This window comes from Ruoffia sp. FAM 26254 (assembly GCF_045528545.1).
GTDB lineage: Bacteria > Bacillota > Bacilli > Lactobacillales > Aerococcaceae > Ruoffia > Ruoffia halotolerans.
The window spans coordinates 1-24,266 of the sequence record NZ_JBGQQY010000030.1; the positions used below are offsets into that span (position 1 = coordinate 1).

Annotated in this window: 23 protein-coding genes; 21 read left to right on the forward strand and 2 right to left on the reverse strand. The window is 37.5% G+C overall.

All coding sequences use genetic code 11. The features are described from left to right. Nucleotides 1–270: 270 nt before the first annotated feature. The 6 genes from ACEN3Z_RS07915 to ACEN3Z_RS07940 all read left to right on the forward strand — a co-directional run bounded on the left by ACEN3Z_RS07915 (nt 271) and on the right by ACEN3Z_RS07940 (nt 5,053). Nucleotides 271–978: a hypothetical protein gene (locus ACEN3Z_RS07915; RefSeq protein WP_407090428.1), complete on the forward strand. Its 708-nt coding sequence runs from the start codon at nt 271–273 to the stop codon at nt 976–978. A gap of 103 nt (nt 979–1,081) precedes the next feature. After that, complete coding sequence (locus tag ACEN3Z_RS07920; RefSeq protein WP_197103883.1) at nt 1,082–1,789, forward strand: HAD family hydrolase; 708 nt, start codon at nt 1,082–1,084, stop codon at nt 1,787–1,789. Between the two features lie 26 nt (nt 1,790–1,815). Next, complete coding sequence (locus ACEN3Z_RS07925; protein ID WP_407090429.1) at nt 1,816–2,955, forward strand: hypothetical protein; 1,140 nt, start codon at nt 1,816–1,818, stop codon at nt 2,953–2,955. A gap of 9 nt (nt 2,956–2,964) precedes the next feature. Then, entirely contained in the window at nt 2,965–3,714 is a 750-nt protein-coding gene (locus tag ACEN3Z_RS07930; RefSeq protein ID WP_407090430.1) for a CPBP family intramembrane glutamic endopeptidase, read from the forward strand. A gap of 50 nt (nt 3,715–3,764) precedes the next feature. Continuing rightward, nucleotides 3,765–4,127, forward strand: a complete 363-nt coding sequence (locus ACEN3Z_RS07935; protein ID WP_407090431.1) for an ArsR/SmtB family transcription factor — start codon at nt 3,765–3,767, stop codon at nt 4,125–4,127. Between the two features lie 308 nt (nt 4,128–4,435). Continuing rightward, nucleotides 4,436–5,053 (forward strand): hydrolase, encoded by a 618-nt coding sequence (locus ACEN3Z_RS07940; RefSeq protein WP_407090448.1) that lies wholly within the window; start codon nt 4,436–4,438, stop codon nt 5,051–5,053. Nucleotides 5,054–5,130: 77 nt separating this feature from the next. Here ACEN3Z_RS07940 and ACEN3Z_RS07945 read toward each other — a convergent pair whose 3' ends face one another. After that, a complete protein-coding gene (locus ACEN3Z_RS07945; protein WP_407090432.1) occupies nt 5,131–5,574 on the reverse strand; it encodes a YaiI/YqxD family protein in 444 nt (147 codons plus the stop codon). 170 nt (nt 5,575–5,744) lie between these two features. On the opposite strand from ACEN3Z_RS07945, the gene cls reads away from it, so the two are divergent. The 4 genes from cls to ACEN3Z_RS07965 all read left to right on the forward strand — a co-directional run bounded on the left by cls (nt 5,745) and on the right by ACEN3Z_RS07965 (nt 11,077). Next, nucleotides 5,745–7,304: a cardiolipin synthase gene (gene cls / locus ACEN3Z_RS07950; RefSeq protein WP_407090433.1), complete on the forward strand. Its 1,560-nt coding sequence runs from the start codon at nt 5,745–5,747 to the stop codon at nt 7,302–7,304. 27 nt (nt 7,305–7,331) lie between these two features. Beyond that, nucleotides 7,332–8,276 carry a neutral zinc metallopeptidase gene (locus ACEN3Z_RS07955; RefSeq protein ID WP_407090434.1) on the forward strand — a complete coding sequence of 315 codons (945 nt, stop codon included), beginning with the start codon at nt 7,332–7,334 and terminating at the stop codon, nt 8,274–8,276. Nucleotides 8,277–8,310: 34 nt separating this feature from the next. Next, nucleotides 8,311–9,657: a polysaccharide deacetylase family protein gene (locus ACEN3Z_RS07960; RefSeq protein WP_407090435.1), complete on the forward strand. Its 1,347-nt coding sequence runs from the start codon at nt 8,311–8,313 to the stop codon at nt 9,655–9,657. Nucleotides 9,658–9,775: 118 nt separating this feature from the next. Beyond that, entirely contained in the window at nt 9,776–11,077 is a 1,302-nt protein-coding gene (locus ACEN3Z_RS07965) for an RNA polymerase subunit sigma-54 (RefSeq protein ID WP_407090436.1), read from the forward strand. A 55-nt stretch (nt 11,078–11,132) separates the two neighbouring features. Here ACEN3Z_RS07965 and ACEN3Z_RS07970 read toward each other — a convergent pair whose 3' ends face one another. After that, on the reverse strand, nt 11,133–11,801 hold the full coding sequence (locus ACEN3Z_RS07970) for a hypothetical protein (protein WP_138404287.1): 669 nt from the start codon (nt 11,799–11,801) through the stop codon (nt 11,133–11,135). 219 nt (nt 11,802–12,020) lie between these two features. Here ACEN3Z_RS07970 and ACEN3Z_RS07975 point away from each other — a divergent pair, with 219 nt between their 5' ends. The 11 genes from ACEN3Z_RS07975 (at nt 12,021) to ACEN3Z_RS08025 (ending at nt 24,119) form a co-directional block, all read left to right on the forward strand. Further along, nucleotides 12,021–13,061, forward strand: coding sequence for a branched-chain amino acid aminotransferase (locus tag ACEN3Z_RS07975; protein WP_407090437.1), 1,041 nt, complete (start codon nt 12,021–12,023; stop codon nt 13,059–13,061). A gap of 186 nt (nt 13,062–13,247) precedes the next feature. Continuing rightward, the gene (locus ACEN3Z_RS07980; RefSeq protein ID WP_407090438.1) at nt 13,248–13,919 is read left to right on the forward strand and encodes a vancomycin high temperature exclusion protein; all 672 of its coding nucleotides are present in this window, start codon (nt 13,248–13,250) and stop codon (nt 13,917–13,919) included. Nucleotides 13,920–14,111: 192 nt separating this feature from the next. Further along, nucleotides 14,112–15,110, forward strand: a complete 999-nt coding sequence (locus ACEN3Z_RS07985; protein ID WP_407090439.1) for a D-2-hydroxyacid dehydrogenase — start codon at nt 14,112–14,114, stop codon at nt 15,108–15,110. A gap of 395 nt (nt 15,111–15,505) precedes the next feature. Further along, nucleotides 15,506–16,525: an ABC transporter substrate binding protein gene (locus tag ACEN3Z_RS07990; protein ID WP_407090440.1), complete on the forward strand. Its 1,020-nt coding sequence runs from the start codon at nt 15,506–15,508 to the stop codon at nt 16,523–16,525. Between the two features lie 19 nt (nt 16,526–16,544). Beyond that, a complete protein-coding gene (locus ACEN3Z_RS07995) occupies nt 16,545–17,501 on the forward strand; it encodes an ABC transporter substrate-binding protein (RefSeq protein WP_407090441.1) in 957 nt (318 codons plus the stop codon). 11 nt (nt 17,502–17,512) lie between these two features. After that, the gene (locus ACEN3Z_RS08000) at nt 17,513–18,463 is read left to right on the forward strand and encodes an ABC transporter substrate-binding protein (protein WP_407090442.1); all 951 of its coding nucleotides are present in this window, start codon (nt 17,513–17,515) and stop codon (nt 18,461–18,463) included. A gap of 69 nt (nt 18,464–18,532) precedes the next feature. Then, nucleotides 18,533–19,450, forward strand: coding sequence for an ABC transporter permease (locus ACEN3Z_RS08005; protein ID WP_407090443.1), 918 nt, complete (start codon nt 18,533–18,535; stop codon nt 19,448–19,450). Next, nucleotides 19,450–20,265: an ABC transporter ATP-binding protein gene (locus tag ACEN3Z_RS08010; protein WP_407090444.1), complete on the forward strand. Its 816-nt coding sequence runs from the start codon at nt 19,450–19,452 to the stop codon at nt 20,263–20,265. The genes ACEN3Z_RS08005 and ACEN3Z_RS08010 overlap by 1 nt, the downstream gene beginning before the upstream one ends. A 455-nt stretch (nt 20,266–20,720) precedes the next feature. Next, nucleotides 20,721–22,001 (forward strand): uracil-xanthine permease family protein, encoded by a 1,281-nt coding sequence (locus ACEN3Z_RS08015; RefSeq protein WP_407090445.1) that lies wholly within the window; start codon nt 20,721–20,723, stop codon nt 21,999–22,001. Between the two features lie 208 nt (nt 22,002–22,209). Further along, nucleotides 22,210–22,890, forward strand: a complete 681-nt coding sequence (locus ACEN3Z_RS08020; protein WP_407090446.1) for a zinc metallopeptidase — start codon at nt 22,210–22,212, stop codon at nt 22,888–22,890. 26 nt (nt 22,891–22,916) lie between these two features. Continuing rightward, complete coding sequence (locus ACEN3Z_RS08025) at nt 22,917–24,119, forward strand: YcjF family protein (protein ID WP_407090447.1); 1,203 nt, start codon at nt 22,917–22,919, stop codon at nt 24,117–24,119. The last annotated feature ends 147 nt before the right edge of the window (nt 24,120–24,266 follow it).

The following is a 24,266-nucleotide window of genomic DNA, read 5'->3' on the forward strand; positions in this document are numbered from 1 at the left end:
AGTCTGTAAGATATCTGTAGTAAGATTGTTCATAGGGAAGTCCTCTTTTCTGTGAATGTAGTGTGGTAACTCTATTCTACAGAAGGGGCTTCCTTTTTTCTATTTACACAAGATATTTTACACTCTCTGTATTTTACAGTAATATGACAGAATAGTTTCTATTTATATTAAATTTATTATGATATGGCTACAAATGTATGTTAATCGACTTCTTTAGTAAATATTATGATATATTTATTTTAAGGAAAAATTAAACTAAAGGAGGCTCTTATGAATTGTAATAAGCGTAAGCAAAATTTCTTCTTGGGCTTAGTTGTTTTGTTGCTTTTAATTTTTATAAGTAGCCAAACACCTCTCGTTCAAGTAGCAGCCATTGATAACTCTTCAAACGAAGGAAGTTATTTAGAAGATGGTCGTGATGATTTTGAACAACCCATTGCAGATGGTGAAGAAGGGGAGTTACCACCTCCACCAGATCCACCTGAAAATATTGAATCTGAACCTGAAGAATCGAGCAGTGATGAATCAGAAACACCGCCAGAGTCATCAAATCCAGGTTCAAGCCAAGAAACAGGTTCAAGCCAAGAAAGCGGAGAAGAAGTGGAATCCTCTTCACAATCAAGTGAAGTAGATAATAGCTCAAGCAGTCGACCAGAATCCTCAACGATAGAAACACCTGGAGATATGGATTCTTCTGAAAGTGTGGATGAAACACCTGAAGGCGACGAATCAACTCAAGGAAACGAAGCAAACACGTCACCATTTGGGACAGTTATGGCTTCAAACAGTAATAACTCAAATTTATCATTTCGTCAATTTGCTAATATAATGGTGGAATTTGGAAGAAGACAAAGATATTCTATACCGATGATTTCCAAAGCTTTAATTAGTGCGGATTTTGTTCCGGTGTATTGGTCAAGTTCATTCATGCCATTGTCTTATATCTATGAGTTAATTTTTTTCGGATTACAAATTTAAATTATATCTAGAAGAATGTAAACATACGCTGTTTGCATTCTTTTTTTGCATACAAATATGATACAATTAATGGGAATTTAACAACTTTTAGGAGGACTTTCAATTGATTAAAGCAATTATTTTAGATAAAGATGGAACATTAATAGAATTAGGAAGGACTTGGGACCAACCAAGTGTCGATGTGACTAACTTATTATTAGATAAAACCGATTTGAATGATGAAGACAAAGAAGCATTCAGAAAGCATATGGGTGTGGAAGGTGATATAGTTGTGGCTAATTCAATTTATGCTGCGGGCAGTATCATTGACCAAGCTAGAGAATTTAGTAAGATTTTGGATATGCCGGTCTCTGAAATTGAAGAAATCTTAGAAGATACTTATTTAGACTATGTCAAAGGTCACGGTGAGCATGTATTGGTAATGGACGGCGCAATGAATGCACTGGAAGCCCTCAAAGATGATTATATTTTAGCTGTTGTTACCAATGATAATCGCCGGATTGCTGAGGAAACGTTAAAGTTAGCAAACATTGATCAATACTTTGAATTTGTTGGCGGTGCCGATGACTTTGGACCAAAGCCAAACCCAACTGCTCTTCACGAAATTGCCAGACGATATGATATTCGTTTAGATGAGATGATTTATGTCGGCGACTCAACGGTTGATATGGAGTATGGAAAGCATACACATGCATCGATTGGTTTAGCTACTGAAGAAAGTCACCGTGAGCATCTTAAAGAAGCGGATTATATTATTAGCCACTTTGATGAATTGCTAGATACGTTAGATATTATTAATGCAGCTCAGTAAAAGACATTTAGAAAGGAATTAAGTAAATGAACAATAAAAAAAGTCTTAGCCTCCTTGTGTTGGCGCTTTTATTCGGTTTATCTTCACCTGTCATAACAACTTTTGCAGAAAATATCTCTCCCATCGAATCAGTTGAGTGGGGGAAAGAGTCTACATCGGAAGGCCCATCTGAAGAAGAAAGTCAAGAAAGTTCTGAAGAATCGGTAGAGGAGACTTCAGAAGAGGCAACAGAGGATGCATCAACTGAAGAGAGTCCGGAAGTTGAAAGTATTGTAGAAACTGAGGAAGTACCAATGGAATCAGCTTTGGATACTTCTTCACCGCTTGCCTTTTTAGAAGGCGTGAGTCAGTTAGATCAACGTTCAGTTGAATATGCAAGTTTTGTTGTTGTCGGTGAGGAAATGGATTTAATCTCTCAAAACTCATTGAAAGACGGGGATAAATATTATACCGCTCAATTAAGACCTCCTTATTTACCGAATGCCATCTTCTCAAGAAGTGACCGTGAGTCCATTCAAGAAGCACATATTTCAGTGGATGATTTAATTCAATATGCTGCCGATGCTTTGAATACACAGCCTCAAATTTATGCTGGGACGGTCGTGGAAGATTTTTATGTCTTCACTCAAGAAAACTATGACGAACTTCAAGGGAAAGTTGTGCAATTGGATTCGACTGAAGGTGGTTTAAATAGTGCCAATTTAGAAATGTTTCGAGTGGAAGATTTCTTAACAGAAGTTGCGATCGAGTGGTTGGGTCATGAAGAAGTCATCAATGCGTTTGAAGCGAACGAGATGGGCGAGCAAGTCATGATTGCGGGTGACATTGGAGCACTTTACAATGAAATTGCGCAAGCGAAACAGGAAGAATACCCAGAGTTATCTGAGTTCTTCGATCGAGCGACAACGGCGATTGAAGGGACGATGAACGTCGACTACGAGAACGGTGTGTTCGGCATGGGACTTGTTGCGATGAATGATGAGGAGCAAATGACGGGTATTGAATTATACTTACTTGAAAGTGCGGGGACGATCATTGATTTCACAGATGAGATCGTTTATTCCTATGAAGAGTTCGCTGAATTTGTAGGCTTTGATGTTATTCAAGAAATCAATAAACTAGAAGCAACACTCACACCAGATATGTTCGAGACAACAGAAGAATAGAGGTAAGTTATGCAAGGTGTATGGAAAGAATTAAAGAGACCATGGTCCGATCAAGTAAAAGGGAGTTGGTGGAAAGCCCCGCTTTTGATTGCTGCCTACTTTTATGTACGGGTCTTAGCTGAGACATGGGTCATTCGGAGAGGTGCGCTAAATGCTGAAGTTGAATTAACTGTTGAAACTTTGACAGAAGGTAATTTACTTAATTTAATGACGCATGCACCGATGGAGTATTTTCTACAGACGCTTGGTCTAACAGTTTTAATCATTGTGACAGGCAAGCTTTTAGGCTTTAAATTTTTTGATTTTAAAACTTTTACTTGGCAAAATATTGCCACAGCATTGAAAATATATGTATTCATTTATTTACTTCAAGTGCTACTTAATATGATTATTATGTTTGCGGCACCGGATTATGTTCAACCAGGGAACCAAACGGCGGTCGAGTCCTTAGTTCAAAATATGAACCCAATTTTAATGTTTATTAATATCGTTATTTTAACGCCGATTACTGAGGAGTATATCTTAAGAGGACTAATCATGAAGTATACATTCTCTTTAATGCCAATCATTGGGGCATTTGTGGCTGCAGTCATCTTTACGATGTTACATGGTCCAGCTAACTGGATTGATTTCATGGTGTACTTTGTATTATCTGCAGGGTTTACCTTTGTTTATTTATATACGAGACGCCTTGAATATTCAATTCTTTTACATATCATTCAAAACTTCATTGGATTTATGTCAATACAAATGCTATAATTCTATGGTGATAACCAAATTATAATATTTGTAAAATGAGAGGTGACAATATGTCTCAATATGAATGCCTAAATGACGAAGCCATAGATTTGGAAATGGCTAACGTTAAAAATATAATTGACACTAATATAGTAGAAGGTAAAGCTGATATATTTAAAGTATTAGGTGATTTAAATCGAATTAAAATCGTAGAACTCCTAGCGCACTATAAGCAATTATGCGTGTATGAAATTTCACGATTTATCGATGCGTCAGTCGCAACGACGTCTCATCACTTAATTACATTACGTAACAGTGGTGTGATAACGTCAGAAAAACACGGTAAACGTGTTGTTTATGCCTTAGAAAATGAAGATGTGATGTCTTTACTAGATGTAGCGAAAGATATTTCGATGATGACTGAAAAAGTTTAATAGGAAAATTATAAAAGACCGCAAAGAAAGTACTCTCGGTAACCGCAGGTGAGAAAACTTTAATTTGTGGTCTTTTTTGTATAGAATGGTAGAAGTATTATTAAGGAGTGTGAATTATGACAAACGAAGAAAAATTTAACAGTGATCGATTTGAACAGCCAGGACCAAGTTATCAAGCTGTTACAACGGAAATAACAGAAGACAATGAACAACGTATAATTTTAACAGATGTTGTTTCTGAACAACCTGAAAAGAAAGAGAAGTTTATTCCAGAATTTCAAGCAGAGTTAAAAACAAGAATTGTTGAAATGCCTGATGCGATCTATAAAGCATCTGGAGTGAAAATATTAGGAAAACGGATTAAATCACTTTTATTTACAACGGATGTAGCGATTATCAAAAACAGTAATGCTCAATCTGTGATTGCTGTCTATCCATTTACACCACAATTAACAATTATGCAATCGATCGTCGATGTTTCTTCAGTGCCTGTATTCCTTGGAGTGGGTGGCGGAACGACAACGGGTCAACGAAGTGTAGACCTTGCCTTTCAAGCTGAACAAATGGGAGCTTACGGTGTCATTGTCAATGCACCGATGAAGAAAGAAGTGATTACAGAAATTAATAAATGCATCGATGTACCAGTGATTGCAACGATTGCAAGTGATAAAGATGATTATATTACGAAGCTAAACGCTGGAGCAGATATGCTAAACGTATCGGCAGGAGCCAATACAGCAGCCTTAGTTAAACAAATCCGTGATGAAGTTGGACCAATGGTGCCAATCATAGCGACCGGAGGGCCAACTGAGGAATCAATTGAAGAAACGATCGAAGCGGGTGCGAATGCTATTACCTTTACACCACCGACAAGTGCTGAAATATTTGCAGAAGTCATGGTTAATTATCGTTCGCAGTCTAACTAAATTACAAATCAGAATTATTACATTGAGCAAGGGGTTGAGAATCACTCAACCTTTTGGCTCTTTTTTCATAGGCATTCTTATGAGTTTTCTAAGATGTGTAACAGAAATTGTGAAAACTTTTTGCGATCACCATCTGTAAAAGCTTTAGGTCCTTTAGTACGTATACCACTTTGTCTTTCCAAAGCACTAAAGTGTCGGCGATGTAAAAGCAGATCGATATTTTCTTGGGTATATTCGTAACTATTGTGGTGAATGACGCGACATTTCTTAGGCAGTAATAATGAGGCAAGACCGTAATCTTGAGTCACGATGATGTCTCTCGGTTGAGCAAGTTGAACGATTTTAAAGTCAGCGCGGTCTGTACCGGTCTCAACATAGATGACTTTGACAAAGTCTGGATAAGTGTCGAAGGTATAATGAGATATACTAGAGACAATGACAACTTCGAGATGAAATTTTTCAGCTAGTTGGATGACTTCGTTTTTAATAGGACTAGCATCTGCATCGATGAGTATTTTCATAATGGAACTCCTTTCTTAAGTTTAGAGTTGAATTTCATATGAGTATTATGATAAATCAGGGACAAAAAGTCAAAAAAACAAAATAATACTATAGATTAATAGTCTTATGAGAAAATATTTACTATAATAAATAGTAGTTAAAAATAAGTATTATGGAGGGGATGCAAAGAATGAAACCAGAGAAAAAGTCAACGCTAGAACGCGTGGGTGTTCTTGCAGTGGCATTTATTGTTCAGATTGTGTGGTTTGTCATCATTATGAACAATATTGTTGCTTATTCAGCTTATATTCAGTTTGCTTTCACTTTTGCATCAATTATCATGGTTTTGTATCTAGTGAATAAAGATGAGAGTCCAGCATATCGAATGAGTTGGATCATTGCCATTACATTATTCCCCTTATTTGGTGGGATACTGTATTTAATGATAGGTAACAAGCGACCAATAATTTGGATGCGTCGAAGCGTGGATTTATTGCAAAAGCTGCATTCAAAAGAAATGACATCGGTTCCATCAGCGCAAGAATATTTAGAGAAGAAAGATAAAAGACTTTCTGCTTTAAGTCAATATATAAGCAATTATGCGCATATGCCGGTGTATACAAATACTGATGCAAAGTATTTTCCGAATGGAGAATCGATGATGTCATCATTAATATATGACTTGAAACAAGCAAAGAGTACAATTTTTATTGAGTTTTTCATCGTAGAAACAGGCGTAATGTTTGATTCGATTTTTGAAGTATTAAAGGAAAAGGCCAAAGAAGGTGTCGATGTTCGGTTCTTATATGATGATTTTGGATCTATTACACGTCTACCTAAAGATTTTGATGAGCAACTTGAAGAGTTAGGTATTAAAGCCTTAAAGTTTAATCCGGTAAAGCCATTAATTTCAATGGTCTATAATACTCGTGACCATCGAAAGTTTGTCATTATTGATAGTGAGATTGGTTATACAGGTGGTTTAAATATTGCGGATGAATATATTAATATGAAGGAACGATTTGGTTATTGGAAAGATAATATGGTTCGAATTCAAGGGCCAGCAACATGGAATTTAACGAATTTATTCTTAAATATGTGGAATTCTTTTTATTATACGGACGAATCCTATGAGCCATTTCGCATTGATCATATTATGAATGAAACACGCGAATTACAAGAAGATGAAACAGCGATGGATGAGATGGGCTTTGTTCAGCCTTTTGGAGATACACCTTTGGATGTTGAACCCGTAGGGGAGAATGTCTACCGTGAAATTTTAAATAATGCCCAAGATTATGTGTATATTTATACACCGTATCTCGTGATTTCATATGAATTACAAACAGCGATGCAATTAGCCGCTAAGCGCGGGGTGGATGTTCGTTTAATGACACCCGGCATTCCGGACAAAAAGATGGTATTTAGGCTGACACGTTCATATTATAGACCGTTAATGAAAGCTGGGATTAAAATTTATGAATATACACCCGGCTTCTTGCATGCAAAAACGTTTGTTTCAGATGATAAAGTAGCGACCGTCGGTACGATTAATTTAGATTATCGGTCACTTTATTTGCACTTTGAAACGAGCACGATGTTTTATTATCATCCAGTGATTGAAGATATTAGTAAAGATTTTCTAGAATCTCAAGCGAAATCTAGACGTATCCAGTTACAAGATATTAAAGTGGGTCTCATTGGTAGTGTTTGGGACGCAGTTCTTCGACTTATAGCACCATTTGTTTAAAAAAACCAAAAAAATGGAGGAGCAATTATGAAATGGGAAGATTTACGTCGTAGTAAAAATGTTCAAGATCGTCGCGGTCAATCAGGTGGTTTAGGTCGTAACCGAGGGGGCTCACGCTCATCGATGGGCGGGGGGTTATTAAATCTGTTGTTTCTTATACCCGGTAAAGGTAAGTGGATTGTCCTCGCCGTCATTCTTTTCTCCGTCTTAGGCGGGGGCACATTAGGTGGCTTTGGTGATTTACTTGGCGGTAACAATATGAACCAACCAACAAATGAAATTCAAGTGAATAATGAAGCGCAACAAAGTGAGACAGGCGTTACTGATGATGAGTTTAACTTTGTCTCTTCTGTATTAGCTAGTACAGAAGATTTTTGGAATGAGTCATTTTCTACTGAGAATATGACTTATGACGAGCCAGGTATGGTAATATATGAAGGTGGGACTGCAACGTCTGGTTGTGGTTTTGGAAGTTCTCAAGCAGGTCCGTTCTATTGCCCTGCCGATGCGAATGTCTATATTGATTTATCTTTCTGGCGTGATTTATCGCAACAATATGGGGCGCCAGGAGATTTTGCGATGGCCTATGTTGTTGCTCATGAGGTAGGTCATCATATCCAAAATGAAATAGGTGTGATGGATGAATATAACGAACTGAGAAGAAGATTGTCAGAGACAGAAGCGAATGAACTAAATGTGCGTTTAGAATTACAAGCGGATTACTTTGCCGGAGCTTGGGCTAAATATGCTCAAGAAGAAGGCTTGTTAGAATCCGGAGATATTAATGAAGCCTTACAAGCAGCATTTGCGGTTGGAGACGATACGATTCAAGAACGGGCAACCGGTCGGGTTGTACCAGATAGTTTCACTCACGGATCAGCAGAGCAACGTCAAGCTTGGTTTATGCGCGGCTTTGAATATGGAGATTTTGAACACGGAGATACATTTAATACGTATTTGGAGAATGAATAAAAAGTAAAAAATGAAGGTAGGTCTACTTGTTGTAATGAAATTTATATCAGAGTTTATCAAATCAGATGTTGGAAAAATATTATTATCGGTACTTGGGATGTTTTTAGTATTGGGTGTTTTATATAGTGCTTTCTATCCGTCAGAAGAAGAGAGATTACAAGCAGCCCAAGAAGATATTAGTATCTTGTTTGAGGATCAAAATAATCAAGTATTAAGATCCGATGTCACCCAAGAGGAGATTCAGCAAGCAGAAATATCTGCCAATAAGCTACCTTCAGACTCAAGAGAAGAATTAAATAATACAGTTGACGAAGCTCAAGCGCAGTTTGAAGTCTTAGAAGCCTTATCACCGGTATTCGCAGGGAATCCTTTAATGGATGAAGTCCCTTTAGTTAGAGAAGGAGTTACGCCTGATTTAATTGCTCAAACTCAAAGTGCTTTACCAGATGAAGAGAATGAATATGTGGCTAAAGGCAATGATTTATTAAATCAAGCCCCTGGAAAATTACAAGAGATGGATGCATTAAGAAGTGAGCTGGAGAATTTTACAAGTATTGAAACAGTGACTCGTAGTAACTTATATGAAGTTGTTCAGTTAGCTAATGAGTTAACCGATAAAGCAGGTCACTTTACGGATCAGCCGTATATGGCGCAAACTTATGAGTCATATCATCTATCAATGGATAATTTAGTCGCGGCGATTATAAACGGGCATAGTTACGGAAATTATGAGCAGCCAACCTTGGATGCGATTTTCGCAAACCCAGTACTGAGTGAACGACTAAAAGGAACACCACTCAATCCGTCGCCTCAAATTGCTTTAACTTTCGATGATGGACCAAATATGGAATATACCCCGCAAATCTTAGAGATACTTGCAGAAAATGGTGTGAAAGCAACATTCTTCGTCTATGGGGCTTATGTTGATGATCATCCTGAGATGGCAAGACGCATAGTTGAAGAAGGACATATCATTGCGAACCATAGTTATTCACATCCTGATTTCAGCCAGATTTCGGATGAAGAAGTAATTCAGGAAATCGAATGGACGCAAGAATCAATTGTGGATGCAACGGGCGTTGCACCAACCTTATACCGAATGCCATTTGGTGCGGGAGGTCCTCGGGTTGTTCGTCTACTTTCAGATATGACGTCAATTATTTGGAATGTGGATTCCTTAGACTGGGAACTTCAAGATGCGGAGTTAATTTATCAGAATGTGATGGCGAATTTATCAAATGATATGCTCGTTCTGATGCATGATACAGCGCAATATACAGTTGATGCAGTGGCGCGCCTTGTCCCTGAATTAATTGAACAAGGGTATGAATTCGTGACACCGATGGAATTAGATTTCCAACATCGTTTCTTTGCGGAATAATCTATATATATTCTAAATGCAGCCGTTGTGAAAATACAACGGCTGCATTGATATAATAGACGAAAGCCTTTTAATAATCTATAATATTAAAGAGAAGATAAGTGAGAGGAGTGATAAGATGAAAGAACGTGACGTTCAAAAAGAACCATTAGATCAAGTAACCATTCAAGAGGATGAGTCAGTAAAAGTCTTTGAAGGGTTAAAAAATTCAGCTATTATGAGTAATCCGCAATTATTAGATATACTTGATTTAAATGCTGAGCAATTAACTTATTATTTAGAAGATGCGATCTTAGATAATCCTTTTATCGATTTAGAGTATAGTATTGAACAACAAATCCCAGCTTTTAAGCGTTTTGAAGGTACGAAACAAGCCGAAGAATTAAAAGAAAGTACCCAAAGTTTAGATACGTATTTGTTTGAGCAAATATTATTATATCGCCATACTGATATCCGTGATGCGATGGTTAAATCGATAGAATACTTAGATGAAAGAGGCTATTTACCTTATACAGTAGAAGAATTAGCTAAGAAAATTGATATGCCAGTGATCGTTACATTAGATGCGGTGACATTAATTAAGCAATTGGAATCTGCTGGTATTGGGGCTTATGATTTAAAAGAGTCGATGATGATACAAACGGAACAGGACTTACATGCACCAAATGTAGCATACTATTTATTAGAAGTGTTTTTCGAAGAGTTACGTGATAAAGATTACGCTGAGATTCAAGATCAGACGCAAATTTCTAATGAAGAGATTATGGAAAGTGTAAATTACTTCCATACATTGCGCACCAACCCAGCTGCTTTATTTAATCAAGTCGACAAGATTAACTTGATTCCGGATGTAACTGTTACGCCAGTCGGCGACGGCTTACAAATACGCTATAATCGTCAATACTATCCAAAAATTTCTTTTAACCAGACTTATTTTGATGAGATGGCAGCTAAAAAAGATGAAGAGTTAAATAATTATATTGAGCCGCATGAAGAAGGCTACCAACGCTTAGCAGATAACTTGCGTATCCGCGAACAACTAATTTTAGAAGTGGTCATGTGTATGGTTAAAGCCCACAAACGCTATTTCTTAGGGAAAGATGAATATAAGGCAACGTTATCGATGAAGGATATTGCGAAAGAAACCCGCTTACCTGAGCCGATTGTGTACCATATTGCATCGAATAAGAATATCGAATTTAACAAGCAAGTTTCAGCCTTTACAGACTTTATTAATACATCCCGTTCACTAACACGTGATGGACTGTCTGCAAATTATATTAAAGATACGATTAGCCAAATAATTGATGATTCTGATCGAGAGCTCACGGATGAAGAAATCGTAAGCATCTTACTCGAAGATAAAATCATAGTAGGCCAACAAATTGTTAAAAATTACCGTAAAAGTTTAGGTAAATAAACAAAAGCCCGTCACCTTTTTACAGTGTGACGGGCTTTTACTATGTCATAAATTATTATTCAGAATCTGAAGAAGTTTCGCCTTCAGAATCTGCGAGCGAGAAGATACTCGTTGTACTATTATTTAAATGATACGGCGTTAATGTATCAGCCTCTCCATCGTAATGAGCTAAGAGTACTAAACGGTTTTCTAATTGGCTGAGAGCTTCATTTAGGACTAAAATATCATGTTCCTCAATTAAATCCTCAGCTTCTTCATAAGGCATACCAACAACGATACGCGCGATATAATTTGTTTCGCCACCTAATTCAAGCGAAATTTGGTCCACGGTAATATCAAGGGGCTCGTAGACTTCATTTTCACTGAATGTTTCTTGAAGTGTTTCGATCGTTTCAGGATCTATTTTTTCATAATTCATTTCTTTTTCGTCTTCTGGCATCGCTTCTGTGTAGAACTCATCGATGGCTACACGTAAGTCACTAATGGGAATTGAATCAGGTAACGTTGTCGCAGGGTAGCGATCTTGTCCAATAACTGTTTCGTTAAAGACATTGTCAAAGGTATTATTCGCTGGCGTTGATTCAGTTGCCTCTTGAGCAACTTCCTCACTTTGACTTTCTGTTTGCGTTTCTTGATTTGGAGTCGTGACACTTTCAGGTTCACTCGTAAAGTAACTACACCCACTTAAAGTGAAAAGTAGAGTGAGTAGTAAAAGTTTCTTCATATATATTTCCTTTCGACATGCATATTCTTGTAAAATTGTATAAGCATTGTAACATGAATCTATAACAGAAAGATAACAAGTATATTGCAATACACGTTAAATAAGGGATAAATAAAGTATTATGAGACAATTCAAATATTTTTCTCATAGAATTGTAGCTTTTTTAATCAATAAGTTGTAGTATATGACTATGATTTTATTATTGGAAGGATGAGAGTTTTGACTAAGATAACACCAGAAACGATTAATTGGGTCGAGTTAGGCTTCGGATATATTGATACGGGAAAAAAATTCCGTGCATATTATAAAGATGGCGAGTGGTCTGAAGGACGTATTGAAACAGAAAAGAATGTCTTCATCTCTGAAGCATCAACAGCACTTCATTACGGACAACAAGCCTTTGAAGGAATGAAAGCTTACCGCACTAAAACAGGCGAAATTCAATTATTCCGTCCAGAATTAAATGCACAACGTTTAATAGATTCAGCTGAAAAATTACTAATGCCAGCGTATCCAGAAGAAGATTTTATTAACGCAATTCATGAAGTTGTACGTGCCAATGAAGAGTGGGTCCCTCCTTATGAAAGTGGAGCGACTTTATATATTCGTCCATTATTAATTGGAATCGGCGATACAGTTGGGGTTCAACCTGCAAAAGAATATTTATTCACTGTTTTTGTGACGCCTGTGGGACCGTATTTTAAAGGTGGAATGGCGCCGTCTAAATTCTTAGTGAGTGATTTTGACCGTGCGGCACCAAGAGGAACGGGAGCACAAAAAGTTGGTGGAAACTATGCAAGTAGTTACTTACCAGGAAAACTTGCGAAGGACCAAGGGTATAGTGACGCGATTTATTTAGATCCAGCGACTCATACGAAGATTGAAGAAGTTGGTTCTGCGAATTTCTTCGGTATTACAAAAGATAATAAATTTGTCACACCTAAATCGCCATCGATTCTACCAAGTATTACGAAACGTTCGTTAATTTGGTTAGCAGAAAACCGTTTAGACTTAGAAGTTGTCGAAGGCGATGTTTATGTGGATGAATTAGACCAGTTCAGTGAAACGGGAGCTATGGGTACAGCTGCGGTCATTGCGCCAATCAGTTCAATTACGCATGGTGATAAAGAGTATACTTATACAGACGGTGTTAAAGTAGGGGAAATTACCCAACAACTTTATGCTGAATTAGTAGGAATTCAAAAGGGTGACGTTGAAGCACCTGAAGGCTGGGTTCAAACCGTCGATGTAACTAAATAAGTTTATTAAAGCTGCACTATCGTTTGATAGTGTAGTTTTTTTATTAAAGTATAATTATTTATTAAATATAACGGTTATATATTGAACCCCTTAAAAATGATTGGTAATATACTAAACAGTCAAATTTCAAGGGAGGGAATATCGATCGTTACTATTGTTAATTTTATTTGGTTTATTATAAAAAGCGTGGGCAAGTTTCTTTTAACCGTTGTTTCATTAGCTGCCCTAGCTGTGATTGGAATTAACTTGTTTGTTATTCTCTCAACAAGTTCGAATGTCGTCGATGCGAACGAAATAAATCAAACTATGAATGATGATGTGCCAATCCTTGTACTTGGAGCGGGCGTTGTAAATAATGAATACCCGAGTCAAATATTAGCGAATCGTTTAGATAAAGCATATGAAATTCATTTGGAGAATCCAGATAATCCGCTGATTATGAGTGGAGATCATGCGGACCAATACTACAATGAGGTCGGCGTTATGAAACAATATCTAGTCGACAAAGGGGTGCCAAGTGAGCAAATTTATTTAGATCATGCAGGTTATTCCACACATGCAAGTTTATACCGATTAAAAGAAGTGATTGGTGTGGATCAAGTTGTGATTGTCACTCAAGGTTACCACCTTCCGCGAGCTCTACTACTTGCTAAAGGCTTAGGCTGTGAGGCGCTTGGGGTAGCTGCTGAAGAAGTAAATTCTACTCGCTTTGAACGCGAATTTAGAGAGGTATTTGCTAGGTTGAAGGATTTTGGGATTGTTTACCTAGGATATGAAGATGATCAACCGGAGATGAATCTCGGCTTTAGTCTCGAACACTCAGGTGATTTAACCGACAGCAAAGAAGAATTAAATTAAAATGAGAATTCAATTAAAAATAAATTGACTTGAGTCACATAATAGCGTAATATGAATTTAACAATTTATCTTATACCATCTTGGTTAGCGACAACAAGAATAAACGGTGCATAAATTGATTCAACGACATCACTTGAAAGTCCGTTTAGTTAAATCTGAACGGGCTTTTTTAGATTAAAAGGAGAGATTCATTTGACAAAAATCATCGCATTTGGTGTGACACCAGAAGAAGCAGAGGTAATGGAGCAATGGTCGAAGGCGCATTCGATTCATGTCGAAATGACACCAGAATATATAACGCCAGAGACAGTTCACTTAGCAGAAGGCTTTGATGGGATAACGAATATGCAAGTTTCCGATATTGTAGAGCCTGTCTACTCGAAGCTCAAAGAGTTGGGAATTCCAGTTATTGCTCAAAGAAGCGCCGGCTATGAAATGTATGATTTAAAAGCAGCGAGTGACAATGATGTCATCATTACAAATGTCCCAAGTTACTCTCCAGAATCAATCGCAGAGTTTGCCGTCTACGCTGCCATGCGTCTGATTCGAAACAGTGATGAAATCGACCAAAGGGTGGCGTCACAAAACTTCACCTGGGAGCCAAGCATTCGAAGTCATTCGATTCAAAGCTTAAAAGTAGCTGTTATCGGTGTCGGTCGAATTGGATCAAGAGTCGCAAAAATATATAAACATGGCTTTGGCGCTGAAGTGGTTGGGTATGATATTGTCGAACACGAAGAGTTCAAAGAGCATGTAGTTTATCAACCTGACTTGCAAACAGCGATCAAAGATGCTGATATTGTGACCATCCACATGCCATTGACTGAAGACAATTATCACCAGTTTAACCATGATTTATTCAATCAGATGAAGCCGGGCACAACGTTAATTAATGCAGCCCGCGGTAAGATTGTGAAGACTCAAGACTTAATTGAAGCGATTGATTGTGGACAAATTAAAAATGCTGCCTTAGATGTCTATGAAGATGAAGGGCCTTTTATTCCAAAAAATTGGGAAGGCCAGGTAATTGAAGATGAAGTCTTCCTTCAAATTCTTAATCATCCAAACATTCATTATACGCCACATATTGCTTATTACACAGATATTGCTGTTCAAAACTTAGTTGAAGGTGGATTAAACTCAGCTTTAGAAGTAATTAAAACGGGGACAGATGAGCATCGTGTGAATTAAATGATAAAAAGATTAAAAATAATATAGAATATGTGTTGACTTTTAATAATGAGTCAGTTATATTAGATACAACAAAAACGTACTGAAAGGAACATTCTCGATGACTAAACATCTTTGCATACAATTATCAGCATATTTTTACAGCTACTTTAGATAGTGTTTGTATCTGACAACGATAGATACAAACCGTAAACGATAACGTTTGTATCTATGAGGAGCTGTCAATTATGATGCCCGCATAGATAACTAATCGAAAGATTAAAATCTAAAGCGGGTGTATCAAAGAGGTTCACCTATATAGAGGATAAGAGAAGTTCTTTACCCCTGTTAGATTTTAATCAAATCTGACAGGGGTTTTTTGTTATAAAAAAATAGAAAAAATGGAGGAATAAATTATGTATCGATATTTAAAAACAGCCTTAGTTTCATTATTAGCATTAGGTACAATCGCAGCACCAATGTCTGCAGAAGCACAAGATCAAGAAGAAATTAACGTAGGTGTCCTTCAATTTGTAGAGCATGAATCATTAGACCAAAACTATCAAGGTTTCATTGATGGCTTAGAAGAAGCCGGTTATGTTGAAGGTGAAAACCTAACTTTAAATTATTTAAATGCCTCAGGAGACACAGCAAACTTACAATCAATGAGTGAGAATGTGACGAACAGTAGTGATTATATTTTCGCTATTGCAACGCCAGCCGCTCAAGCTATTGCGAATGTCGAACAAAAGAAACCCGTATTATTCTCATCAGTCAGTGACCCTGTTGGTGCAGGTTTAGTCCAAAACTTAGAAGAGCCAGAAGCAAATATTACTGGTACGACCGATGCTGGTCCAATTGAAGACCAAGTAGCTTTACTCCAAGCAGTTGTTCCTGACGCAGAACGTGTTGGAATCATCTATAACTCAGGTGAAGCAAACTCAATGAGTGAAGCAGAAAAAGCAACAGCAGCCCTTGAAGCAGCTGGCATTGAAGTTGTTGAAGCAACAGTGACTTCAACGAATGACATCTCTCAAGTCATGAGTGGTTTAGTTAATGATGACGTAGATGCAGTCTTCACAGTAACAGATAACACAATTGCAAGTGCAATGACACTAGTTGGAGATTTAGCATTAGAAGCTGAGCTGCCAATTATCGGTGGATCAAAGGATATGGCTTTAGCAAATGGGTTAACGACATATGGTTTAGATTATTACGAATTAGGTAAACAAACAGCGGGAATGCTAGTAGAAATCATTGAATCTGGTGAGATTATCCCAGTTGAATCCGCAGATACATTAGAATTAGTTGTTAATGAAGAAAATGCAGAAACATTAGGTCTAGATTTATCAAATATTGATTTAGGTTCAGAAGAAACATCAGATGAAGAAAATACAGAAGAATCTGAAGAAGAGAGCTCTGAAGATTCCGAATAAAAGATAAGGAGAATTCAAAATGAAAAGTCGATTTAAATTTATTAATATTATTACTACCGTTGTATTAGCTTTACTTCCAATGTTAGCAGGTGGCCAAGCAGTCCAAGCACAAGAAGAAACAATTAATATAGGTGTTGTTCAATATGTAGAGCACGAAGCTTTAGATGCAGTGCTGAAAGGTTTTCAAGAGACGTTAGACAATTCAGCTTATGGCGACCGTATTGAATGGGATATTAATAATGCCAGTGGTGACCAATCGAGTCTTCAATCATTAAGTGAAAAAGTTGCGCGTGACAATGATATTTTATTTGCCATCGCAACGCCTGCTGCTCAAACTTTAGCAGCAGTTGAACAAGAGAAGCCAATTTTTATTGCAGCAGTAACAGATCCAGTTGAAGCTGGTTTAGCAGACTCTATCGAAGCTCCAGGAGGAAATATTACTGGAACAAGTGATATGGCGCCGATCGAAGAACAAGTCGACTTATTAATACGTAATTTTCCAGATGTTGAAACAGTTGGTTTAATTTACAACTCAAGTGAGGTCAACTCACAAGTTCAAGCGGGCGTAGCCGTTGAATTACTTGAAGAACAAGGTTTAGCGACGGATGTTCAAACAGTGATTAGTACGAACGATATATCACAAGTGATGAATGCACTTGTTGGTAATGTCGATGCGATGTTTATGGTAACGGATAATACGATTGATAGTGCCATTACTTTAGTTGGAGATATTGCTAAAGAAGCAGGGATCCCAACAATTGGGTCATCTGATTCAGTTGTAAGAACAAACGGACTAGCAACATTATCAAACTCTTATGAAGACTACGGTGTTCAAACAGCAGAAATGGTAATTCGCATGTTGGATGAAGATTTAAACCCTGGAGAAATGGAAATTGAATTAGGGAAAGATTTTCAAATTGTAGTGAACGAAGATTTTGCTGAAGCCATCGGTGTCGATCCGTCAACGATTGAATAGGAGCATATAAAATGAAAAAAATAATTCAATTAGTAACAATCATTGCCTTAGCGTTCGTATCTATTTTTCCAGCAACTCAAACGGTTAAAGCCCAAGATGAACCAATTAAAATTGGTATCTTACAACACGTCAGTCATGAAGCTTTAGATGACACACGTGACGGCTTTATAGAGCGTATTGATGAGCTATTAGATGGGAATGTCGAGTGGGACTTACAAAATGCGAACGGCGATATGACAACATTGCAATCATTATTAGAAAAAGTTGCGCGTGATAATGATATTATCTTTGCGATTGCCACACCAGCTGCACAAGCTTTAGCAACTGTTGAAGAGGAGAAACCAATATTTTTTGCAGCAGTGGCAGCACCAGTTGAAGCGAAGTTAGTTGATTCAATGGAAGCGCCCGGACGTAATTTAACTGGAACGACAAACTTAGGTCCAATTGCCGATCACGTAGATTTATTACTACAAGTTGTCCCTGATGCACAAAACATCGGAACAATTTACAATTCAAGTGAAGTTAACGCACAACATCAAGTTGATATTGCGACAGAAGTTATTGAAGAAAAAGGACTAAATCATATTGTCCAATCAGTAACGAACACGAATGATATTGCGCAAGTCATGACTGCTTTAGTTAATGAATCCGATGCAATTTTATTAGTGACTGATAATACGATTGATAGTTCAATCTCACTGGTTGGTGATATCGGGAAAGAAGCTGGTTTAGCGTTAATTGGGTCATCTGACTCAACGATTAATGCCAATGCTTTAGCAACAATTTCAAACTCTTACTTCGACTACGGTGTACAAACAGCTGACATGGTTAAGCGTATGTTAGATGAAGATTTATCTCTAGCTGATATGCCAGTTGAAGTTGGTAAGAACTTTGAGTTAATTGTCAATGAAGAATTCGCAGAAGCGGTGAATATTGATGCAAGTTCAATTCAAATAGATTAGTCCTTATTCATTAAAATATGGTAAGATAATATGGATTTTTAAAATTTATTAAAGGAGTATGTTTAACTTATGATTCTAGATGTTATTTCATCAAGTTTTAGCCAAGGGGTTGTATGGGCAGTCATGGCTATTGGGGTATACATTACCTTCAGATTACTTGATATCGCAGATTTATCAGCCGAAGGGGTGTTCCCATTAGGGGGCGCCATCGCAGCCATTTTAATTACAAATGGTCTTAACCCATTTCTCGCAACTGCTGCAGCTTTCGCAGGTGGGGCAGCCGGTGGTTTACTCGCTGGTTGGATACACACAAAACTTCATATCCCACCGCTGTTAACGGGTATTTTACTTCAAACAGGTTTATACTCGGTTAACTTCCAAGTGATGGGTGGACGTTCAAACTTAGCTTTACTTGGTCAAGAAACGATTTTTACACCAATCGAAGATATGTTTGGTTTCAGTAAAAATATGTCCGTAACAGTCCTTGCTTTGATTGTCCTAGCAATTATCATTACGTTATTAGTTCTGTTTCTACATACTGAAATGGGCCTATCGCTTCGAGCAACTGGGGATAACCCACGAATGAGTGAAGCAAACGGGATTAATACAAACCTTATGAAGACTTTAGGCTATATTATTGGTAACGGGTTGATTGCCTTAAGTGGAGCAATGGTAGCACAAAAAGACGGCTTTGCCGATCTAAGTATGGGTATTGGTACCATTGTTATTGGACTGGCCTCAGTCATTATTGCTGAAGTGGTAATTCCTAACCAATCAATTGGTTTCCGTTTAACTTCGATCATTTTAGGTAGTTTCATTTACCGCTTAATTATTGACTTTATTTTAAACCAACCATGGATTGATATTCGTCCAACTGACTTACGTATATTCTCTGCTATCTTACTTGGATTTGTATTGTATTTCCCTCAAATTCAAAGACAATTTGGTAGTCGGAAAAAGAGCGCAGTGAGCGGAGGTGCGAAATAATGACTGAAGAAAGAAAAATTAAATTAGAACTATCAGGGATTCAAAAATCATTCGAACGTGGAACAGTGAATGAGAATCACGTTCTAAAAGGCATTGATTTAACACTTTATGATGGAGATTTCGTAACGGTTATTGGTGGTAACGGTGCTGGTAAATCAACTTTACTCAATACAATTAGTGGTTCACTGACACCTGATGAAGGATCAATTAAAATCAATTACGAAGACGTGACACGCCTTCCAATGAACAAGCGTGCGGACTCAATTGGGTACGTGTTTCAAGACACGAAGATGGGGACAGCGGCGCGTTTAACAATTCAGGAAAATATGGCGTTAGCTAACCGACGTGGTTTAAAACGTGGCCTTCGTAAAGGTGTTAAAGAAGCGGATCGTCAACAAATGATCGAACGCTTGAAAATATTAGATTTAGGATTGGAAGACCGTTTAACTACAGATGTTGCTTACTTGTCAGGTGGACAACGCCAAGCGTTAACACTCTTAATGGCAACATTACGTAAGCCACAAGTATTGCTACTGGATGAGCATACGGCAGCGCTAGACCCTAAAACAAGTGAAATGGTTCTCAGACTAACAGATAGAATTGTGAGCGAACAACAATTAACTGCATTAATGATTACCCATAATATGAATGATGCGGTGAAATATGGTAACCGTCTGATTATGCTCCACCAAGGAAGAATAATCCTTGATGTGAGTGCCGAAGAGAAGAAAAACTTAACGATTGATCGTTTAATGGAGCTCTTCCGTCAAGAATCAGGTGAAACATTAGCATCTGATGCGATGTTATTATCTTAATTAGAAACATATTCCAATATACCGGCCAGCAGCCAGCTAAAAGCGACTGCTGGTCGGTTTTTGTGTTAGTTTTGGTTAAGGGGTAGGTCTAACGGGACGTGTCATGTGGTGACACGTCCTGTTAAGTGTTTAATTACCACTGTCACTGTCTGACCTGTCCTATTAACCGATTAATTCCCTTCTCACCACCCAACATCCCCCATCAACAAACTTTTCTAAACAAATATTTAATAAATCTTACATTTTCTATTGCAATATTCCTTATACATGGTAAAATTTTGACAGGTTAAAGGGACTTTTAAAGTAATCCAGAGAGGTTACTAAAGACTTCATTTTATTGAGGGTATTGCGTTGAGCGAGCCATCAATTTACATATGAACTTCTTTAAAGCCCTGTTTTTGCAAAGGGCTATTTATTTTGTCCAAAGTGAACCTAAACAAAAAGGAGCTGTTTATATGGAAAATTCAGGAAAAGAAAAAAGAATGTTGTTAGATGTGCATGAGAAGCCATTATTAATACCTGGTTTATTATTAAGTTTCCAACATGTGTTTGCGATGTTCGGTGCGACAATTTTAGTGCCTTTAGTATTAGGTTTACCAGTGTCGACGGCACTTTTAGCAAGTGGGGTTGGGACGCTGATTTATATGGTTGTGACTCAGTTTAAAGTACCGGTATATTTAGGTTCATCATTTGCTTATATTACAGCGATGTCATTTGCGATTGATCAAATGGGTGGAAGTATTGATGCAGCTCAAACTGGAATTATGTTAGTTGGACTTGTTTATGTTGTTGTAGCATTTATCATACATAAAATCGGAAGCGGCTGGATTAATAAATTATTCCCACCAATCGTTATTGGACCAATGATTGTTGTTATCGGATTAGGATTATCAGCGACAGCGGTTCAAAATGCTGGCTTTGTTTCAGGTGGTGATTGGCGCCAAATTCTTACGGCTGTTGTGACTTTTGCCGTAGCTGTATTTGTGACATGTAAAGGGAAAGGTTTTGCCAAAGTGATTCCATTCTTAATCGCAATTATTGTGGGTTATATAGTAGCGTTTTTACTAGGTATTGTTGATTTAACCCCAGTTCATGAAGCAAGTTGGTTTGCGTTACCAGATATTCGCCTACCATTTGGAAACAGTCCAGATCGATATAACTTCTACTTTGGTGCTGAAGCATTAGCGATTATCCCGATTGCGTTTGTAACAATTGCGGAGCATATGGGAGATGTGATGGTTCTTGGGGAAATTACAGGTCATGATTACATTAAAAAACCTGGTTTAGACAGAACTTTAGCCGGTGACGGAATTGCCTCATTATTCTCGGCATTCATTGGTGGACCAGCCAATACAACCTACGGGGAAAATACAGGAGTTATTGGTATGACAAAAGTAGCGAGTATATCAGTCATTCGTAATGCTGCTATTATTGCAATTATCATCAGTTTCTTAGGGAAATTCACGGCTCTAATTTCAACAATTCCTCAATCAGTTTTAGGTGGAATGTCAATCTTACTTTACGGGGTTATCGCAAGTAACGGATTAAAAGTATTAATCAGTAATCGAACAGACTTTAACCAATCCCGTAACTTAATTATCGCAAGTGCGATGCTAGTTATTGGTTTAGGTGGGGCAGTTCTTGAAGTAGGTTCAGCCTTAGTTATTTCAGGGACGGCTTTAAGTGCGGTTGTTGGAATTATCTTAAACTTAGTTTTACCTACCGAAGAAAAATAATATCCGCCTTAAGTTGCATGTCAATTTATCAAATTATGCGATAATAAATATACGCTAATCTACAAACCGAAACGTTCAGAGCGTTTCGGTTATTTTTTATTCATCTTAAATTAATGTCAGTATTATATAATCATTACAAGTTGTCAGATGCAAAGAAAAATGGTATATGTGGTATAATTATAGTGATTTCAACTAAGGAGGAATACATATGTTTTATATGGATTGGACTTACATTTTAGTCCTTATCGGAATGGGGATTGTTATGTTTGCACAAAATCGTGTGCAATCGACATTCAATAAATACGATCAATTAGATACAGAAAAAAGAATTACAGGGAAGCAAGCAGCAGAGCATATCTTGCAAACAGCAGGAATATCTAATGTAAAAGTGGAACAAGTAAGAGGGCGCTTAACTGACCATTATGACCCTAGAAATAAAGTGTTGCGCTTATCAGAAGCAACTTACAATCAAACTTCAGTAGCTGCAGTAGCCGTAGCAGCCCATGAGGTTGGACATGCGATTCAAGATCAAAAAGATTACGCATTCTTAAAAGTAAGAAGTGCGATTGCACCGGTCGTTCAAATTGGGTCATCTATCGCGATGCCTTTAATTTTAATTGGTTTATTATTTCAATTAACTGGTTTAGTTAATATAGGGATTCTTGCTTTTGGTTTAGTTGTCGTTTTCCAATTAGTCACTTTACCCGTAGAGTTTGATGCAAGTAAAAGAGCCCTAGCGATTCTAGGGGATACAGGAGTATTTGTGCAGGAAGAAGTGCCCGCAGCGAAAAAAGTGTTAGATGCAGCGGCTTTCACATATATTGCAGCCACGTTAAGTACGGCGCTCCAGTTAATACGACTCATTCTAATATCGAACCGCAGAAGATAAGAATGAATTGAAAGGGATGGTAGATTGTGAGCTTATGGAATAAAATCACACAAAGAAAAGCGAATCGAGATATCGCGAATAATTTAATGGAGAAGACTCAGCAAGAAGTGGACCACATTGAACCCATTAATATTTTAGTTGCTGGAAAAACAGGAAGCGGTAAAAGTACTTTAATTAATGCTGTCTTCCGGGAAAAATTAGCAGAAACCGGTGTTGGACAACCGATCACTCAACATGTTGAGAAAATTACTAAAGAGGGTGTCCCACTGACTTTGTATGACACAAAAGGTTTAGAACTTAATCCTGAAGCGCAGCATGAAGTCTTACTGTCACTTTCAGATTTAATTAAATCACAAAAAGAAAAAGGTCCTCATGAAGCCATTGATATAGTTTATTACTGTATTAACAGTACAATGGCGCGGATTGAGCCATTTGAAATGGAGTTAATTGAAGCAATGGCTGAGCATGTGCCTGTGTTACTAATCTTGACGCAAGCGATAGGTGAGAAGAATAGTGACTTTGAGAAATATTTAAACGAGCTTGATATGCCAGTTCAGTCAATTATTCCATTGTTAGCGAAAACATATTTGATACGTGGTGAACAAAGAATACCTGCCTATGGATTGCAAGAATTAATTGATACAACACTTGAAGTGGTACCAACAGAGGTTCACAAGGCTTTTATCAACGCCCAACAAATAGATTTGAACATTAAAGTGGAACACGCTAGGCGTTGGGCAAATAAGTATGTAGCTTCAGCTTTTGGAGTTGGTTTTTCACCGATTCCGATTTCCGATGCCACGCTCCTTGTGCCGATGCAAATAACAATGTTAGCGCACATTACATCTATATTTGGTTTGTCATTGGACAAATCACAAATTGTGTCAATTATTGCAGGGATTGGTGGGACTGGTGGGGCGACTTACTTCGGTAAAATCCTCGTCTCATCAGCTTTTAAACTCATACCAGGTATCGGGACAGTTGCTGGTGGGATGATCTCTGGGACAACTGCAAGTGTGTTGACTGTAGCTTTAGCTTTCAGTTATATTGAAGTACTTCGTCAAATTGCGATCGCTGAAATTATTGGACGCGATATGAAGATTAAAGAAATTCAACAAATAATGAACAAAAATTTATCTGAACAACTTGATGTTGTTTACGAAAATCTTCCTAAAGACATTAAAGAAAAATATTTACCTGAATGGTTAAGTACATTTTTAAATCAATAGACGCTAGAGTAAAGTGATTGTTTCGGTTCATGAATTTTTGATGTTGGTGGACCGAGGAGCCAGGTGACGCAGTCACCTTGGCTCTTTTTTTATTCCTATGTTTAAGTGTCTCTCTATGCAACGATAGTTTGTGTTGTGTTCTCATCT